This window comes from Methanospirillum lacunae (assembly GCF_003173355.1).
GTDB classification, from domain to species: domain Archaea; phylum Halobacteriota; class Methanomicrobia; order Methanomicrobiales; family Methanospirillaceae; genus Methanospirillum; species Methanospirillum lacunae.
In genome coordinates this window covers 36,745-54,162 of record NZ_QGMY01000019.1, presented here as the reverse complement: position 1 = coordinate 54,162, position 17,418 = coordinate 36,745, and the positions used below count along the sequence as shown (strand labels likewise).

Here is a 17,418-nt window from a genome sequence, read left to right as displayed (position 1 = left end):
TATTCCGAACGGATAGAATAGCATTACGCAATCTGAATACCAACCTCTTGTCACACTCCTAACATTGCCACTTTGACTTTGAGACTCAATGAGCTCATCCACTATTACCATCAAATTTTCCCTGAATTTCATCAGGAAACTGTATTTGACAGTTGAAGATTTTTCCATCAAAACTTAATGTAACCACCTACTTATGATCCAAAATTACCGTGATGATGGCATCAAAATTGGAGTAAATGAACTTTTTTTGTATTCCTCATCCACGAATAAATCGTAACTGTCAAATTCGATAGCGCTATTTTTGATGAATTTCGTTGAGATATGCTTCATATTTTGGAGGATTCAAACATCACTAATAACACATTTATTTTGATTAGTGGCAAAGTTGGGTCATATGGCTCAAACACCTTACAACCCGAATTTCGGGCGGCAGGTAGGAAAGTAGGTTAATTTCACTTGAACATCTGGAATTCTTTGACATATTCTATCCATGTGGGAAATAAAAATACTCACGGTCAAGATATGGGGGAAAATAAGTAATCATTTCTCCTTATTCGACTCCATCACTGGGGCATTTGAAAATGGAGTATACCTTATGACTAATAAAGATCATTATGAAAATTAATTATGTCGTTTTGTATTGAGATCAAAATCACAACAATTTAGTTTTTAAGCATTCAACAATTCTTTCACCAGCTTTCCCATCTCCATATGGATTAGACCATTCATATTTTTTTTCGAGCATCGCACAAAAGCATCTAATTATTGAATCTGGTTCTGTTCCTGCCAGAATATTAGATCCAACCTCAATAGTCTCTGGACGCTCCGTGTTTTCACGTATTGTTACACAAGGAACTCCTAGAATACAGGCCTCTTCTTGAACCCCTCCTGAATCGGTAAGTATAATTTTTGCATTAAATTCAAGGTTGAGGAACTCTAGGTAGCCCACAGGATTAATAAGGAGAATATTACCAAAAGAAATTTTTTCTTGCTCAATCATTCTTTTGGTACGTGGGTGAACAGGCAATATCACAGGGTAATTATAATCGTTAATTATTGAAGTCAATCCTTGGAAAATCTTTTTTAATCGGCTAACTGAATCAACATTTTCTGCTCGATGGAGGGTAACAAGAACGTACTGCTTCGGACTTAATGAATAAATATTCATTTGAGAATATTGTGAGTTAGCAATCGATAGATTATAATTAACGGAATCTACTATCGTATTCCCCACGGAAAAAATTTTATCCTTTTGGATACCCTCGCTAATGAGGTTGTTCTGTGCACAAATCGTTGGAGTAAACAGATAATTAGACAAATGATCTGTAACAATTCGATTTATTTCTTCTGGCATCGTTCTATCGTTACTTCTCAGACCAGCTTCAATATGTCCAATGGGGATGTGTAGTTTCACTGCTGCTAGGGCACCTCCCAGAACAGTGTTTGTGTCACCTTGAACCAAAACTATGCTCGGATGTTCACGGGAAATGATTTCTTCAACACCAATTAGAATTTTGGCAGTCTGCACAGCATGAGATCCCGAACCAATATTAAGATTAAATGTGGGATTTGGGAGCATTAATTGTTTGAAGAAAAGAGAGTCCATTTCATAACTGTAATGCTGCCCAGTATGCAGAATAAAAAATGGAATAGACAATTTCTCACAATAACGAATTATTGGAGACATTTTTATTATTTCGGGTCTTGTTCCAAGGATAATACCAATCTTCATATTCTAATCATTCCATGTTTTTTTTGGGGGGAGGTAAACCAGTTATTGAAAATCTATTACTTCAACACGTGCCATAATATTTAAAAATTTCAACAGATCAATCATTCTAGACTGATCCTCCTTTCTGTTAATATTTATTATATTAAACCCCTCATTTGCATGTTTAAAAATATATATATATAAGGGATCCAATTTTCCTTCACTGATAACATCAAGATAAAACTTTCTTGCATCACACCCTTTATACCAATTATTACAATTCCTAATCAATTCAGTTGGAATTTTTATTTCGTTAGATGATGGATAATTTTGATAATAATCTAAAATTGCTTTTAAATATGTATTCATACTAACGCATCCCTCTCCATATATTCCACGATATACTGAGCATACTAAATCAAAATATGAACCCGAATACTTACGTTTTCGTGAAATAGAAAAGCCATATTTTTTTATTAAATATTCTGTAATTCGGGGAAGCCTCGAAAAAGGAAATTCATCAATAAAGCAGCTTAAGACTAATGTTGTTCTCAGCATCCCATTAAATGTTTCAAACTTTCCTACTTCAGATTTGATATAATTATTCTTATAAACTCTATAATCATACCAAGGTTTTACTTTTTTTAAATTTAGAACCTTAAGACTATTCGTAGATTTATCTACAATTTTTTCTGTGTTAACACCTATCTTTTTTTTGTCATCTGTTTTTTCATAAAACCAGTATGGCATATTCCAAAATAAATAATTATTTAATACAACACTCAAAAATACATCTTTTGTTACAAAAAAAACATCAGATACAATATTGGATCCACGTAATAAAAAGATACCATTTAATAAATTTTTACTCACACTTGGTACTGTCCTTAGGAAACCAGTAAAATATCCTTCTTCATTTATTATACGAAGGTTTGAATAAATCCCATCAAGAGTAATATCTTGAAAATGCTGTACACATTCTATCAGAGAGGAGGATGAATTAAAACGATCATCTGAATGTAGAAATGTAACCAATTCGCCAGATATATAGGGTACTCCATAATTTATTGCATTTAACTGCCCAATATCACCCGAATTATGTAGATATTTTATTCGGTTATCTTTGAACTGTGAAATGATAGCATCAGTTTCTTCAGAATGATCATTAATTATAATTAGTTCCCAATTTTGATAATCTTGATATATTACTGAATTTATGGATTCTACAATTGTTTCTTCATCGTTATGTGTTGGCATCAAAATTGAAACTCGCGGATTTTTCATAATAATCCCTTCGTTTTCATAGTGGAATGATACAAGTCTTCTAGACGTTTTGCATATGAAATATAGGAATGGTGTTCCATTACATAGGATCGTGCAATTTTTCCATACTTTTCTAATTCTGGATTTAATATGATATCTTGGATGATATTTGCGATACTTTCTGGATTTTTTTCTGGAACTAAGAATCCCGCCTTACTATTCTTTAATACTTCCTGCATCCCTCCAATATCAGAGCAGATTACGGTCTTTCCACATGCCATTCCTTCAAGCATAGAAAGAGAAGTCGCTTCCTGAATATCATTTGAAGTGATGGAAGGAACAAGGATAATATCTGATAATTGATAATAGTCTACAATTTGGTTGTGAGGCACTTCTCCAAGGAATATTATACGATCATCGCCATTAGAGATGCCTTCCAATTCTTTCCTTAATAACCCATCTCCAGCAATAACCAATTTTACATATGGTTGTTTTATCATCTGAATAGCTTTTATTGCGTATTCAACGCCATTTTTGGGAACCAAACGACGTGGAACAAATATTATAATATCATCATTTTTGTGCGCATATTTGTAACGTAGTTTCTTTTTTAGATCATATGTCACAGGACAAAAAGTATCAGTATCTGTGGCATTTTGAAATATTGAGATGTTGGAGGGTTTATACGAGAATTTGTTTATTAAATAATCTTTAATCCTTGAATCAACTGCAATAATATGATCTGATGCATATACTGCATCTTTTTCAATGTTCATGCAAGAATTATAATATTTTTTTATAGCAATTGATTTTTCTAATAAAGAGTCATCAATTATCTCTTGAGTATAATATCCATGAACAGTTAAGATTTTTACACACTGCTGCATTGGAAAATATCGGTTAACCATAGAAAGTGTTAACACATCATGACAATGAAAGATAACCGTTGGAGGGGTAGATATCTTTTGTATTTCCGGAGTTATTGAATCATACAAAGCATAAATATGTCTAAATATTGGTGATAATAGGGCGGCCCTATCTTTATATTTAATCATGCGTTTAAATTGCTTTATCGGTGAATCATTAGAGAACAAAACTTCAGATGGATATATAGTTAAATATTGAAGTCCTATATGTTGAAATCCACGTTCTAACAAAAGGAGATGTGTATTTTTACCTCCAATCCCGATATTTGGGTTTTCTGTCGAAAGTAAATACGTCTTAAAATTTTGTGAATACATCCCCAATTGATAGTATATTCAACAAAATAAACATATGTAACACCACATATATATTTTTATTTAATTTAGGAAAGATAAGGAAACGGTAAATAATGAAAATATTGCTTATAAATAATTCTGATTTAGGTGGTGGAGCGGAAAAAATAGTAGTAACATTACTTGATGAATTAAATAAAAGAGGAAACGACGTATCTCTGTTGGTAGGGCGAAAAAAAACCGAAAATGAACTCGTTTTTCAAATACCTTCTCCAAAACAGGGGTCTGTCAGAGAGAAGGTATGGCTCACTATCGAAGACTTTCTTTTAAAAAGTCAATATCCTATTTTGTATAATCCAAGGCATTTATCATTATTTCAATGTTTTATTACTCAAACCCCCTATTTTTTCAAAACATTAGCTGGATATGAAAATATTCCCTACCCATCATCATATACCATAATTGATGATTTTAAAAAAGATACACAAATCCTTCATCTTCACAATCTTCATGAGGATTATTTTGATATCAAAGCGATTCCTCAATTATCTAGCAAACTTCCAATTTTTTTAACGATCCATGATTATTGGTTAATTACTGGATATTGTGCTAGTTTTTTTTCTTGTATGAAATGGCAACATGGGTGTGATGATTGCCCTATCCGATCAAAAATCAAAACGCTTTTTCCAAATTCTTTTCATAGTAACTGGGAAAAAAAGAAAGATATTTTTAAAAAATCCCGCATTTATCTTATTACTCCAAGTAAATGGGTATTAGACAATATTAATAATTCAATACTCAGCCCAGCAATTATCAAATCACGTGTCATCCCTCATGGAATCAACACAACGGTTTTCTCCCCAGGTAACAAAGAAAAAATTCGAGAAAAATTAGGACTCCCACTTTCTGCTAAAATACTGATAATGACATCTAAGGGAGGTTTTGATAATAAAAAGTTTAATTGGGACTTTTTAAGACAGTCTTTAAAGTATCTCTCACGAGATCAAATTCAAGGCCAAATAATTTTTTTAATCCTTGGTGGTATGAATCGAACTGAAGTAGTTAATTCTATTGTTATTCAAGAAGTCCCTTATCAAAAAGAAGAAATAATGGTAAACAAGTATTACCAAGCAGCAGATCTATACATACACACTTCAAAGGATGAGACCTTTGGGATGAGCATACTTGAAGCTATGTCATGTGGGTTACCCGTAATTACTACGGGAAATGGAGCTATTCCTGAGTTAATTGAAGATCGGATCACAGGGATACTTATTCAAAACAATGATCCCTTACATATGGCTAATTCGATTCAAAATGTTCTGGTTGAAAAAGAATTACTAGCCAAAATGGGACACTGTGCTAGAGAGCGTGTATTACTCAACTATAGTATTGATGTAATGGTGAAAAATTATTTAGAGTTTTACCAGGAAGGATTAAATGATTATTTATTATAAAAATCTGAATCCTAATATATGAAATCAATTAATAAATAATATAATTAGGAATAACAAATTGCAGATCGGTTTGATATTATGAGGGATACTAATAACTATGAATCATTGATTTAACCTTCTATAATATTTACAAACTAAATGTCTTTTTGAAAACTATGAGAATTTTCCTTTTATTTTTATTATGATTAAAATAGGCTTAATAACTGGAGATCTAAAACAAAATAAATCTGGAATCGGAACTTACGTATTCCAGTTAATAGAAGACCTTAAAAAAAATACCGATCTTACTCTTATCAAACATCCATTTGGTGATGATGTATTAGGATGTTCTTCAATTTTATCTTCCATACCCCGCCGGTCTTTTTCCCACATATTATGGAGTCAGGCACTTTCATTAAAAAAGCAAAGCTTAAAAAAATTAGATATTATTCATAATCCTGCCCAATATCCTGTGTCACCCAACATAGGACATAATTATATTGTAACAATTCACGATTTAATTCCAATACTTTATCCTCAATATGTGGGGTCAATTTTTTCAATTCAAGCAAAATTATATTATCCATATATGCTTAAAAGAGCCTCGAAAATCATAACTGTTTCAAATCATACAAAAGATGATATTCTTAAAATCTATAAAATACCAGACCAAAAAATTGAAGTCATCTATTCTGGAGTATCGAATCATTTCAATCCATCATCTCCAGAGGAGAAGAAAAGGATAAAACAAAAATATAACTTAAACCATCCATTTATTCTCTTTGTTGGAGCAATTGAACCCAAAAAAAATATCGAATTACTTATCAAAGCATATTATATATGCCAAAAATCTAACCCCTATTTTGATTTGGTTATTGCAGGAAAGAAAGCATGGAAATTCGAAACTGTATTTAAACTAATCGAATCCCTTAATTTATCAAAAAAGATACATATCCTGAATTTTGTTCCGTATGAAGATCTCCCAGCTCTATATTCATCCGCTGAGGTTTTTGTTTTTCCCTCACGTTATGAAGGTTTTGGTTTGCCCCCGTTAGAGGCAATGAAATGCGGTACACCTGTTATTACATCAAATGTCTCCTCCCTCCCTGAAATCATGGGAAAGGAAGGCCTTATGATTAATCCAAATGATTATGAACAACTTTCAGAGTTAATATTGAAACTTTTATCAGATCCAGAATTCCATCATCAATATTCGTTATATAGTTTAGATCGAGCAAAAAAATTCTCTTGGAAAAAAACTGCTTCCAAAACCCTGGAAGTGTATAACTCAGTTATTGAGTATGGGAAATAAAATTTTATGAACACCATTGGTATTACCACAGGTAACCTAAAAAAAAATTCTACGGGTATGGGTACTTACTCATTCCAGATTATTGAAAGACTTAAACCAGACTTTGATATTGAAATTATAAAACACCCTGATGGTGATCCAATCGATGGATGTCGAATTGTGGATCATAATATAATACCTGGACCATATTGGTATTATTCTTGGAGCAAAAGTCTAACATTAGCAAAACGATCCTTGAAAAAGGTCGATATCCTTCATAATATTGGACAATACCCCATTTCGCCTTCAATATCTAAAAAGTACGCAATAACGATATATGACTTGATTCCCATACTATATCCTTCATACGTTACACCTTTTTACGCTATGCAATCAAGAATTTATCTACCTAATATCCTGCGGAAAGCATCTCTAATACTCTCAATATCGGAGTACACAAAAAAAGATATTGTCGGAAAATACCATGTTGATCCTGATAAAATTCATGTTACCCATCTTGGAGTATCAGACCATTTCCATCCCTCAACCCAATCAGAGATTCGATCTCTACGTAAAAAATACAACTTAATTAATCCCTTTATTCTTTTTGTCGGGGCAATCGAACCCAAAAAAAATATTTCTACAATAATTAAGGCTTATCACAAAATTAGACAAAAGAATTCTGATATAGATCTGGTCATCGCCGGAAAAAAATCTTGGAAATATCAGGAAGTTTTTTCCTTAGTAGATTCCTTGAAATTGAATGAAAATGTCCATTACCTTCAATTTGTACCCTATGAAGACCTCCCCATCCTCTATAGCGCAGCTAGTGTGTTTGTTTTTCCCTCAAATTATGAAGGCTTTGGTCTTCCCCCTCTTGAAGCAATGAAATGTGGAACGCCAGTAATTGTATCAAACAAATCATCGCTTCCAGAAATTGTGGGATCTGAAGGAATTATGGTTGAACCTGATAATTTTGAAGACCTTGCGGTAAAAATTCAAACCATTTTTACAGATGAATCAATTCAGGATGAGCATATTATGTATAATCTTACCCGCTCAAAGGAGTTCACTTGGGAGCGATGTGCAAATGCAACTAAAGATGCATATAACGCAATACTATAAATACAAATAATAAAGGTAACTATTCTACTGGTTTTAGCGTTCATATCCCTATGAAGAGATAATGTGCCGAAAGATCTCCATTTCCATCAAAATATTGATAATAACCAAAAATCTAGAGACTGGCTTCACAGGAAAAGTAACCTGGGACACCACCAAACCGGATGGTCAGCCCAGAAGATGCCTGGATACGTCTAAAGCTAAACAGTGGTTTGGATTCGAATCCGGGACTCCTTTCGAAACTGGCCTTAGGGAAACCATCAAGTGGTATATTCAGTCTCTGAACAAATGATCACATTCCTTTTTTTGTTGCAACCCCAACTAGATAGGAACAATGTCTCATAAAACCGCCTTCATCACCGGGATCACCGGTCAGGACGGCTCATATCTTGCAGAATTACTGCTTTCAAAAGGATATGAGGTCCATGGACTGGTTCGCCGTGCATCAACTTTCAACACACAGCGAATAGACCATATCTATGTTGATGCCCACGAGCCGGATGCACGGATCTTCTTTCATTACGGAGATCTTTCAGATTCTGAAATGATATCCCATGTACTCTATAATATAAAGCCAGATGAGATATACCACCTCGGTGCCCAGAGTCACGTCCGCGTAAGTTTTGATACCCCTGAATATACCGGAAATGTTACTGCACTTGGAACGACCCGTATACTCGAAGCTATCAGAAGAAGTAACCCTGATGTGAAATTTTATCAGGCATCATCAAGTGAGATGTTTGGCCATACAGATCCCCCGCAAAATGAGGATTCCTGCTTTTGGCCACGCAGCCCATACGCCTGTGCAAAACTCTATGCCTACTGGATGACAAGGAACTATCGTGACGGGTACAACATGTTCGCCTGCAATGGGATTCTATTTAATCATGAATCACCCCGTCGCGGAGAGATATTTGTAACCAGGAAGATTACAAGGGGTATTGCTGCAATTCTTGCAGGAAAAGAGAAATATCTCTACCTAGGTAACCTTGAAGCAAAAAGAGACTGGGGATTTACTCCTGAATACGTCGAGTGTATGTGGCGTATTCTTCAACAGGATAAGCCTGATGATTACGTAATCGGAACCGGCGAGACACATACCGTTCAGGAATTTGTAAATGCAGCATTCTCATATGCTGGACTTGATGTCGAGAAACACGTAAAAATAGACAAAAAATATTTCAGACCAACTGAAGTTGAAGCATTACTTGCTGATCCATCACGGGCTGAGAAGAAACTTGGGTGGAAAGCCAAGATCAAGTTCTCAGAACTCGTAAAAATTATGGTTGATGCAGATCTTAAAGCGGCTGGAGTTCAACCAATTGGCGAAGGATATGAAATACTCAGTAAGCAATTCCCGAGCCGATGGTGGATGAGGGATTAAGTCCCTTTCCACCATTGATACGTCTCAAATAGACCACGTTCAAGTGAATATCCCGGATAATATCCTAATTTTTCCTGTGCCTGAGTTATATCTGCGCACGAATGACGAACCTCTCCTCCTCTGGCTTCCATATGAATAACCTCCACTTTCCGGTTGCTCAGTTGAATTATATTACAGGCTAACTGATTAATGGAGGATGTAAAACCTGTTCCCACATTAAATACACCATTTACATCTTTATCCATTGAAAGAAGAAGAGCCTGAACAACATCGATAACATAAACAAAATCCCGGGTTTGTTCCCCATCTCCAAAGATAATAATATTTTTTTCTTGAGTGACAGCCTCAAGAAACTTGGAGATGACCCCAGAATACGGGGATGACGGATCCTGGTAAGGGCCATATACATTAAAAAAGCGAAGACACACACATCCTATACCATACAGGGATGAATATACGGATGAATACATTTCGGATAGATTTTTCCCCACTGCATACGGTGAAAGGGGGATAGGAGGAAATGATTCCTTATGTGGTGGAACATAGGCATTTCCATAAAGTGCAGCGGATGAAGCAAATACAATTTTTGGAACCTTTTCCTTTCTGGCAGATTCGAGAACATTAAACATCCCATCCACATTAATAGAATGGTTTAATTCTGGATCATCAATTGACCTCTGAACAGAAACCAGAGCAGCTAAATGAAAAATCCCATCAATATGAGAACATATTGATAACAACCGGGTTTTATTCAGAATAGTATCTTCAATAAACTCAAGATGTGGATTTTTTTGTAAGTCTGTAATATTCGCCAGATTTCCAGAATCCAATGAATCGAAGATTACAACACTGTCACCTCGAGCCAGCAAAGCACGAGAGAGATGAGAGCCGATAAAACCAGCTCCACCAGTTACCAGATACCTTTTCATTCGCCTCCCTCCCTAATGAATAATTCCCAATCGTCCTTTTTATGACAAATTCGGGACATCCCTACTTCTTTCTCATTATTATCATTCAAAACGTTAAGACCATGGCACCTAATTTATCCGCAAGATACCATTATAAACATCATGATGATATATCCAAGTAATATCAGACCATAATTTTCAAATCATCAGGGCGCCAAATGAGATCGGACGTATTGAATGAAACGTAATACAAAATTTCCTTAATCATTTTTTACATAACAATGATCACCATAAACCCCAAATTTATATTTATTAATATCTCAAATAAACCGCAAAAATGGGCATTTGCATAAAAAGTTTATTCTAAAATCAAACCGAAACAGTTATATTAACAGATTCCCACTTATCTTCAGTCCCTTTGGGGACATGTACGAGTGATTTCAGCCACACAGTGATTCGCCTTACGCAGTATTCAGTGAACGAATCGTACAGGTTTGAAAGGAACATCGGAGGAACCATATGGCAAAATTTTCCGACACTATTGATCTCTATGATGATCAGGGTAAACTGCTGAAAAGCGGTGTAGCTCTTGAAAAGATCAGCCCGCTCGTGAACCCTGGCATGAAAAAGATGATTGACCTGACCAAGCGGACAGTCGCAGTCAACCTCGCAGGAGCAGAGGCAGCACTGAAGACCGGAGCAATTGGTAAGGGTAACTTCATTAAGGGTCGTGAGATGAACCTTGATATCTCCGGAAACGCCGGTGCAATCAAGGAGAAAATCTTCAAGATGATCCAGGTTGAAGAAGGCGACGATACCGAGATCCGTGAGTTCAATGGCGGCAAACTCCTGCTCGTCACTGTCCCAAGTGCTCGTATCCAGGCCGCAGCAACCTACGATGCAGCAATCACTTCAGTCGCAGCAGCAGCAACCTACGCAACCATCGACCAGTTTAATGTAAACATGTTCGACGGTTCCATGGTCAAGGCAGCCTTCTGGGGTACCTACCCACAGACCATGGACATGGTCGGCAGCAACTGTGCATCTATCCTTTCCATTCCCCAGAACAACGAAGGTCTCGGATACGCACTCCGTAACATCCCGGCAAACCACGCCGTGATGATGACCAGCAAGAACGCAATGCAGGGTGCAGCACTCTCAGCAGTGTTTGAGCACGCTGGAGAGTTCGAGATGGGAGCCGCAATCGGCCCATTCGAGCGTGCACAACTTCTCCTCCTGGCATACCAGGGATTGAATGCAAACAACCTGGTATATGACCTCGTCAAGAAGAACGGCGCAACCGGTACCGTCGGAACCGTCGTTCAGTCCCTCGTTGAGAAGGCACTCGAAGACAAGGTTATCACCGCAGGAAAGAAGGGACCCTCTGGATACACATTCTACGAGACCAAGGATCCAAGACTCTGGAATGCATACACCGCAGCAGGAACCCTCGCTGCAACCATGGTAAACTGTGGTGCAGGCCGGTTCGCACAGGCAGTATCTTCCACCCTCCTGTACTTCAACGACCTTCTCGAGCACGAGACTGGTCTGCCAGGCTGTGACTACGGCCGTACAATGGGAGTAGCAGTAGGATTCTCGTTCTTCAGCCACTCAATCTATGGTGGCGGTGGCCCGGGAACCTTCAACGGAAACCACGTCGTTACCAGGCACGCAGCCGGTGTAGGTATGCCATGTATCGTGGCAGCCTGTGCACTTGATGCAGGAACCCAGATGTTCTCACCAGAGGCAACCTCCAAGATCTACGGAGAGACCTTCGGTAAGATTCCAGAGTTCAACACCCCAATCCAGCACGTAGCTAACGGAGTGTAATTCACATACAGGATTGCATAATGAGCGAGGCAGAATTCCCGCAGTGTCGGATTGTCACCGAACGCCTTTTAAAACCTGAAACGGTTGAGAAGATCCTCAACAAGCTGGTGGCAATAGAGGGTATCCGCCGGATTGTAATAAACGGACCCAGTATTCCTCAGCTCGTCCCCTATGGCCCCGCAAGGGGTCTTCCAAACCCCCATTCCGGTCGTGTCCGAATCGTTGTGGGAGGAACCGATGTCGACCTGCGGGTGCAGGTCGGAACCATCCTTCTTGAACTTGAGACCCGGGATATCGTCCCCCGGATCGACGAGGCGTGCAGGGAGGTCTTTGTGAACTTTACCTACGGACTTAAGGAAGGAAAGTTCATGAGATCCACGCCGACTCAGACCGATTATGCAAAATACGGTCCCGGGGCAGATGAAATGATGATCGGGATCGTTGACCCGAAGAATAAGACCGGACCCACCCTTATTCAAGGAACCAAATAATGCCGATAGGACGTGTCACTCAGATAGTAGACTGCCGGGAGAGCGCCGGCATGGGCAAAGGAGGAGCTCTTGCCCAGAGGGGAACAATATCAGAGTGTCGGTATCCCGATGTGATCATCGTCGGGATGTCTCCCGGCAGAAGACACGTCACCAAACCAGTATGTGATATAACATCAGCTCTCCGGGCACAGGGGGTTGAATACAGCATCAGTACGATGATCCTCAATGCCGGAAGCGGCATTCCCCCTGATGCTCCGAAGAGTGCCGGTCATGTACTCGGTGCATATTTTGGTCTGAACGAGAAGGAGGTTTCCCAGATTAACCGCCATAAAGTAGCGGTCCTGCACCATGGAAACGTCAGATCACACGTGGTCGCAAAAGTAAGATCTATTCTGAGAGATTGCGACATTCCGGCCGTAGTGGTCTGTCAGGCTCCCATCGATTATGAGGACTTCGCACGTGAAGGAATTAAAACGGCGTACGTGATGCCACCAGAACACCATATCCAGACGAAAGGAACGGTTATGGAGATCGTAAGTGGTATTACAAGAGGACAGACCCCGTCACGCGAGAAGATTGCAGACGTCATTCATGCAGTTATGAGATTGATGAAATCATCTGATTTGGAGAGATAAAACAATGGCATATACACCACAGTATGGTCCAGGTAATTCTATTGTCGCCGAAAACCGGCGCAAGCAGATGAACCCCGGCGTAAAGCTTGAGAAGATCCGTGACGTCACGGATGAGGAGATTGTCCTGATCATGGGACACCGTGCACCCGGTCAGGCATACCCAACCGCTCACCCACCACTTGCAGAGCAGGGAGAGCCAGACTGTCCAATCCGTAAGATTGTCAGCCCAACCGAGGGAGCAAAGGCTGGAGACCGTGTTCGGTACATCCAGTTCGCTGACTCTATGTTCAATGCACCATCCCAGCCATACCAGAGAACCTACGTCGAGATGTACCGCTACCGTGGTATCGACCCAGGAACCCTGTCTGGCCGTCAGATCGTCGAATCACGTGAGCGTGACCTCGAAAAGATCGCATCCGACCTGATCAACACCAACCTCTTCGACCCGGCACGTGTCGGTATTCGTGGAGCAACTGTGCACGGTCACTCACTCCGTCTTGCAGAAGATGGTATGATGTTCGATATGCTGCAGCGGTGTGTGCTCGATGGAGGAGTTGTCAAGTACGTCAAGGACCAGATTGGTGTTCCACTCGACAAGAAAGTCCCAGTCGGCAAGCCAATGGACGAAGCATGGCTCAAGGCAAACACGACCATGTTCCACTCACTCGTCGGTACCGCATTCCGTGACGACCCAGAATACGTCGAATACGTTCAGCGCATTCACTCCCTGAGGACCAAATACGGCTTCATGCCGGTTGAGTAAGGAGGCATCATACATGGCAAAAATTGAGAGAGCACAGAAACTTTTCCTCAAGGCTCTGAAAGAGAAATTTGAGGGAGATGTCCAGGACACCAAGACCAGCTTCTACAACTTTGACGGTGTAAACCAGTCCCCGAGAAAACGCGAGTTCATGGCAGCCTCAAAGAAGGTTGAACTCCGCCGTGGTATCTCCATGTACGACCCCAACCGCTGCCACCTCGGTGGTCTGCCAATGGGTCAGCGTCAGCTCATGACCTACGAAGTCTCCGGAACCGGAACCTTCGTAGAGGGTGACGACCTGCACTTCGTCAACAACCCAGCAATGCAGCAGATGTGGGATGATATCCGCCGGACTATCATCGTCTCAATGGACCTCGCCCACAACACCCTGCAGAAGCGTCTCGGCAAGGAAATCACCCCTGAAACCATCAATGAGTACCTCCACATCCTCAACCACGCAATGCCAGGCGCAGCAGTGGTTCAGGAACACATGGTCGAGACCCACCCATCAGTCGTAGACGACTGTTACTGTAAGGTCTTCACCGGAGACTCCGAACTTGCAGACCAGCTCGAGAAGCAGTTCGTCCTTGATGTCGACAAACTCTTCCCGGCAAAGCAGGCAGAGGAACTCAAGGCAGCAGTCGGCAAGTCACTCTGGCAGGCAATCCACATCCCAACCATCGTCTCCCGTACTTGTGATGGTGGAACCACCAGCCGCTGGTCTGCAATGCAGATCGGTATGTCCTTCATCACTGCATACCGCATGTGCGCCGGTGAAGCAGCAGTCGCTGACCTCTCCTACGCCGCAAAGCACGCCGGTGTTATCCAGATGGGTAGCCACCTGCCAGCACGTCGTGCACGTGGTCCAAACGAGCCCGGTGGTATCCTCTTCGGTCACTTCGGTGATATGATCCAGGCAAACCGGAAGTATCCAAACGACCCCTGCAAATCAACCCTTGAGGTCGTCGGTGCAGGAGCAATGCTCTTTGATCAGATCTGGCTCGGATCGTACATGTCCGGTGGTGTCGGATTCACCCAGTATGCAACCGCAGCATACACCGACAACATCCTCGATGAGTACTGCTACTACGGTATGGACTACATCAAGGACAAGTACAAGGTTGACTACAAGACCCCAAGCACAGACAACAAGGTCAAGCCAACCCAGGAGATCGTCAACGACATTGCAACCGAGGTTACCCTCAACGGTATGGAACAGTACGAACAGTTCCCAACCGCAATGGAAGACCACTTCGGTGGTTCACAGCGTGCAGCAGTGCTTGCAGCAGCATCAGGTATCTCTACCTCTATCGCAACTGCAAACTCCAACGCTGGTCTGAACGGCTGGTACCTGTCCATGCTCCTGCACAAGGAAGGCTGGTCACGTCTCGGCTTCTTCGGATACGACCTTCAGGACCAGTGCGGTTCCACCAACTCACTCTCCGTCCGGCCAGACGAAGGCTGTATCGGCGAATTCCGTGGACCAAACTACCCGAACTACGCAATGAACGTGGGTCACCAGGGAGAATACGCAGCAATCGTCGCTTCCTCACACTACGGACGTGGCGACGGATTCTGTCTCTCCCCACTGATCAAGATCACCTTCGCAGACCCATCCCTGGTCTTCGACTTCAGCGAGCCACGCAAGGAGTTTGCAAAGGGTGCAATCCGCGAGTTCGTTCCGGCCGGAGAGAGATCTCTCCTTATGCCAGCCCGTTAAACCGGGAACAATCTTTCTTTTCTTTTTTGCCTGATTCACCAGCATTGAATAATTCTGATAATTACGTTGAAGAAGAATCACGGAGATCTGGTGATCTGTTTTCTCTGTGGACTATTCGTTCAGATTTGAGTATATGAGCTGAGACCTGATGACGAGAATTAATCGCATCGAGTTCAACCTAAAAATGAGGGTTCGTTTTTCTGTAATTCGGGAACTAATCTCTTATCAATAAAAGGTGGGATTAGGTTTTAATTTCTGAAATGGTCCCGGGTTTTGACATATATACCCAGTATCCCTCAAATGGATGTACAGCTGTTTCATCATTAACCCCTTTTACAATCATGCCATCATACCGCTGCAGTGTAGCATTGAACCCGAGACAGTCCTGCCATTCATCACGTATGGATGAGAGTGCCTTTCGTGCTTCAACTGAACTGATTTCAGAAAATCCAACTGCATTCCATCCCTGCGAGAGCATCCGGGGCTGTATCTTTTGTGAGGTTGAATCATAGGAGAGTGGAACCGAATCAGTTTTTGCCGAATATATCCAGAATGCCATAAACGGTTTGATTTGAGTTGTCCGAAGAAGAGGAACCCACCCTTGGGATGGTTCATACTGCAATGCACTATGCCCGGCAACATCAATATGCTCAAATATCTGGGCAGTATCCTTACCAGGTGCAAGATTTTTAGGAACTGAAACAAAATTCCAGCCTGCCGATATTGGGATTGAATCGATTAGGGGAGATTCATTACGAACAGATACATATTGCAATTTCTCTTCAGTATCCGTGTTCCCATGATTGTCTCGTATTGTCAATGTTACAGGATATGTGCCTTCGTGGATGTATGTATGAGTGGGGCTTTCAATAGAATCTCTGGTACCGTCACCGAAATCCCATATCCAGGAACTGATCTCGCCACTGGACTTATCTGAAAACTGAACACTGAGGGGAGCTGCACCTGATCTCGGTGTTCCAACAAATTCTGCAGATAGCGGTTCTGATAATAAAACCTGAATATCCATTTTGTGACTTTTACTCTCTCCCTGTTCATTACTTATTTTGAGCGTGACAGAGTAGGAGCCTGGTCCGGTGAAAGTATGCGAAGGATCGGGAATCGAACTTGCTGGTGAACCATCTCCAAAGTCCCAGAACCAGACCATTCCCCCGGTTGAGAGATCCGAGAACTGCACGGTAAGGGGAGCCTTACCTGATTGCGGAGCTGCACTGAAGTTTGCTTCAAGTGGGAGCGGATTAACCTGAATATATTTCTCTTTCACCTGGGTCTTACTACTCCCATCAGGATATTGTACAGTTAACCGTACTGTGTATACCCCACCATTTGCATAGGTATGAACCGGGTCTTCACCACCAGATGAATAACCGTCACCAAAATCCCACACCCATCCCGATGGATTTCCTTTTGAAAGATCTGAGAACATGACCATGAGCGGCGCTCTTCCGGACGTAGGAGCACCCGAAAAATCAACAGGGTTAGAACCTACATTTTGGGTCACGAATTGTTGATGTGAGGTAAATCCTGGTTCATCACCATATACGCTCATTGCAGATATTGCCAAAGCAAGTGCCAGAATAAAAATTACAGATATTCTACTCATGATAACTCCATCAGATTACCTGACCTACA

Annotated in this window: 14 protein-coding genes; 9 read left to right on the top strand and 5 right to left on the bottom strand. The window is 40.8% G+C overall.

The genetic code is table 11. The features are described from left to right. Positions 1 to 652: 652 nt before the first annotated feature. The 3 genes from wecB to DK846_RS17135 are packed head-to-tail and all read right to left on the bottom strand — an operon-like array spanning position 653 to position 4,215. On the bottom strand, positions 653 to 1,732 hold the full coding sequence (gene wecB, locus DK846_RS17145; protein ID WP_109970227.1) for a non-hydrolyzing UDP-N-acetylglucosamine 2-epimerase: 1,080 nt from the start codon (positions 1,730 to 1,732) through the stop codon (positions 653 to 655). Positions 1,733 to 1,774: 42 nt separating this feature from the next. Continuing rightward, positions 1,775 to 2,995, bottom strand: a complete 1,221-nt coding sequence (locus DK846_RS17140) for a glycosyltransferase family 2 protein (RefSeq protein WP_109970226.1) — start codon at positions 2,993 to 2,995, stop codon at positions 1,775 to 1,777. After that, a complete protein-coding gene (locus tag DK846_RS17135; RefSeq protein ID WP_109970225.1) occupies positions 2,992 to 4,215 on the bottom strand; it encodes a glycosyltransferase family 4 protein in 1,224 nt (407 codons plus the stop codon). Before DK846_RS17135 ends, DK846_RS17140 begins: the two co-directional genes overlap by 4 nt. Before the next feature lie 92 nt (positions 4,216 to 4,307). On the opposite strand from DK846_RS17135, the gene DK846_RS17130 reads away from it, so the two are divergent. The 4 genes from DK846_RS17130 to gmd all read left to right on the top strand — a co-directional run bounded on the left by DK846_RS17130 (position 4,308) and on the right by gmd (position 9,424). After that, positions 4,308 to 5,648: a glycosyltransferase gene (locus DK846_RS17130; RefSeq protein WP_109970224.1), complete on the top strand. Its 1,341-nt coding sequence runs from the start codon at positions 4,308 to 4,310 to the stop codon at positions 5,646 to 5,648. Between the two features lie 181 nt (positions 5,649 to 5,829). Beyond that, complete coding sequence (locus tag DK846_RS17125) at positions 5,830 to 6,939, top strand: glycosyltransferase family 4 protein (protein WP_109970223.1); 1,110 nt, start codon at positions 5,830 to 5,832, stop codon at positions 6,937 to 6,939. A gap of 6 nt (positions 6,940 to 6,945) precedes the next feature. Continuing rightward, positions 6,946 to 8,043, top strand: coding sequence for a glycosyltransferase family 4 protein (locus tag DK846_RS17120; RefSeq protein ID WP_109970222.1), 1,098 nt, complete (start codon positions 6,946 to 6,948; stop codon positions 8,041 to 8,043). Between the two features lie 331 nt (positions 8,044 to 8,374). Then, on the top strand, positions 8,375 to 9,424 hold the full coding sequence (gene gmd, locus DK846_RS17110; RefSeq protein ID WP_109970220.1) for a GDP-mannose 4,6-dehydratase: 1,050 nt from the start codon (positions 8,375 to 8,377) through the stop codon (positions 9,422 to 9,424). On the opposite strand, the gene DK846_RS17105 is transcribed toward gmd, so the two are convergent. Further along, positions 9,421 to 10,353 carry a GDP-mannose 4,6-dehydratase gene (locus DK846_RS17105; RefSeq protein WP_109970219.1) on the bottom strand — a complete coding sequence of 311 codons (933 nt, stop codon included), beginning with the start codon at positions 10,351 to 10,353 and terminating at the stop codon, positions 9,421 to 9,423. The two genes, gmd and DK846_RS17105, sit on opposite strands and share 4 nt — an antisense overlap. A gap of 498 nt (positions 10,354 to 10,851) precedes the next feature. Here DK846_RS17105 and mcrB point away from each other — a divergent pair, with 498 nt between their 5' ends. From mcrB to mcrA, 5 genes are read left to right on the top strand one after another with little or no spacing between them, the layout of a single operon-like run. Next, the gene (mcrB, locus tag DK846_RS17100; RefSeq protein ID WP_109970218.1) at positions 10,852 to 12,162 is read left to right on the top strand and encodes a coenzyme-B sulfoethylthiotransferase subunit beta; all 1,311 of its coding nucleotides are present in this window, start codon (positions 10,852 to 10,854) and stop codon (positions 12,160 to 12,162) included. 20 nt (positions 12,163 to 12,182) lie between these two features. Continuing rightward, positions 12,183 to 12,653, top strand: a complete 471-nt coding sequence (gene mcrD / locus DK846_RS17095; protein ID WP_109970217.1) for a methyl-coenzyme M reductase operon protein D — start codon at positions 12,183 to 12,185, stop codon at positions 12,651 to 12,653. After that, the gene (gene mcrC, locus DK846_RS17090; protein WP_109970216.1) at positions 12,653 to 13,288 is read left to right on the top strand and encodes a methyl-coenzyme M reductase I operon protein C; all 636 of its coding nucleotides are present in this window, start codon (positions 12,653 to 12,655) and stop codon (positions 13,286 to 13,288) included. Before mcrD ends, mcrC begins: the two co-directional genes overlap by 1 nt. A 4-nt stretch (positions 13,289 to 13,292) precedes the next feature. Then, positions 13,293 to 14,051, top strand: a complete 759-nt coding sequence (mcrG, locus tag DK846_RS17085) for a coenzyme-B sulfoethylthiotransferase subunit gamma (protein ID WP_109970215.1) — start codon at positions 13,293 to 13,295, stop codon at positions 14,049 to 14,051. A 13-nt stretch (positions 14,052 to 14,064) separates the two neighbouring features. Continuing rightward, entirely contained in the window at positions 14,065 to 15,768 is a 1,704-nt protein-coding gene (gene mcrA / locus DK846_RS17080; RefSeq protein WP_109970229.1) for a coenzyme-B sulfoethylthiotransferase subunit alpha, read from the top strand. Between the two features lie 241 nt (positions 15,769 to 16,009). Here the strand turns inward: mcrA and DK846_RS17075 are convergent, their stop codons facing one another. Continuing rightward, complete coding sequence (locus DK846_RS17075; RefSeq protein ID WP_109970214.1) at positions 16,010 to 17,389, bottom strand: PKD domain-containing protein; 1,380 nt, start codon at positions 17,387 to 17,389, stop codon at positions 16,010 to 16,012. Between the last annotated feature and the right edge of the window lie 29 nt (positions 17,390 to 17,418).

Bases quoted from the DNA above. Each gene is read 5' to 3' on its own strand.
- DK846_RS17105 (WP_109970219.1), bottom strand. From the start codon at position 10,353: ATGAAAAGGTATCTGGTAACTGGTGGAGCTGGTTTTATCGGCTCTCAT.
- DK846_RS17075 (WP_109970214.1), bottom strand. From the start codon at position 17,389: ATGAGTAGAATATCTGTAATTTTTATTCTGGCACTTGCTTTGGCAATA.
- DK846_RS17140 (WP_109970226.1), bottom strand. From the start codon at position 2,995: ATGAAAAATCCGCGAGTTTCAATTTTGATGCCAACACATAACGATGAA.
- wecB (WP_109970227.1), bottom strand. From the start codon at position 1,732: ATGAAGATTGGTATTATCCTTGGAACAAGACCCGAAATAATAAAAATG.
- mcrB (WP_109970218.1), top strand. From the start codon at position 10,852: ATGGCAAAATTTTCCGACACTATTGATCTCTATGATGATCAGGGTAAA.
- gmd (WP_109970220.1), top strand. From the start codon at position 8,375: ATGTCTCATAAAACCGCCTTCATCACCGGGATCACCGGTCAGGACGGC.
- DK846_RS17135 (WP_109970225.1), bottom strand. From the start codon at position 4,215: ATGTATTCACAAAATTTTAAGACGTATTTACTTTCGACAGAAAACCCA.
- DK846_RS17125 (WP_109970223.1), top strand. From the start codon at position 5,830: ATGATTAAAATAGGCTTAATAACTGGAGATCTAAAACAAAATAAATCT.
- mcrA (WP_109970229.1), top strand. From the start codon at position 14,065: ATGGCAAAAATTGAGAGAGCACAGAAACTTTTCCTCAAGGCTCTGAAA.
- mcrD (WP_109970217.1), top strand. From the start codon at position 12,183: ATGAGCGAGGCAGAATTCCCGCAGTGTCGGATTGTCACCGAACGCCTT.
- mcrC (WP_109970216.1), top strand. From the start codon at position 12,653: ATGCCGATAGGACGTGTCACTCAGATAGTAGACTGCCGGGAGAGCGCC.
- DK846_RS17120 (WP_109970222.1), top strand. From the start codon at position 6,946: ATGAACACCATTGGTATTACCACAGGTAACCTAAAAAAAAATTCTACG.
- mcrG (WP_109970215.1), top strand. From the start codon at position 13,293: ATGGCATATACACCACAGTATGGTCCAGGTAATTCTATTGTCGCCGAA.
- DK846_RS17130 (WP_109970224.1), top strand. From the start codon at position 4,308: ATGAAAATATTGCTTATAAATAATTCTGATTTAGGTGGTGGAGCGGAA.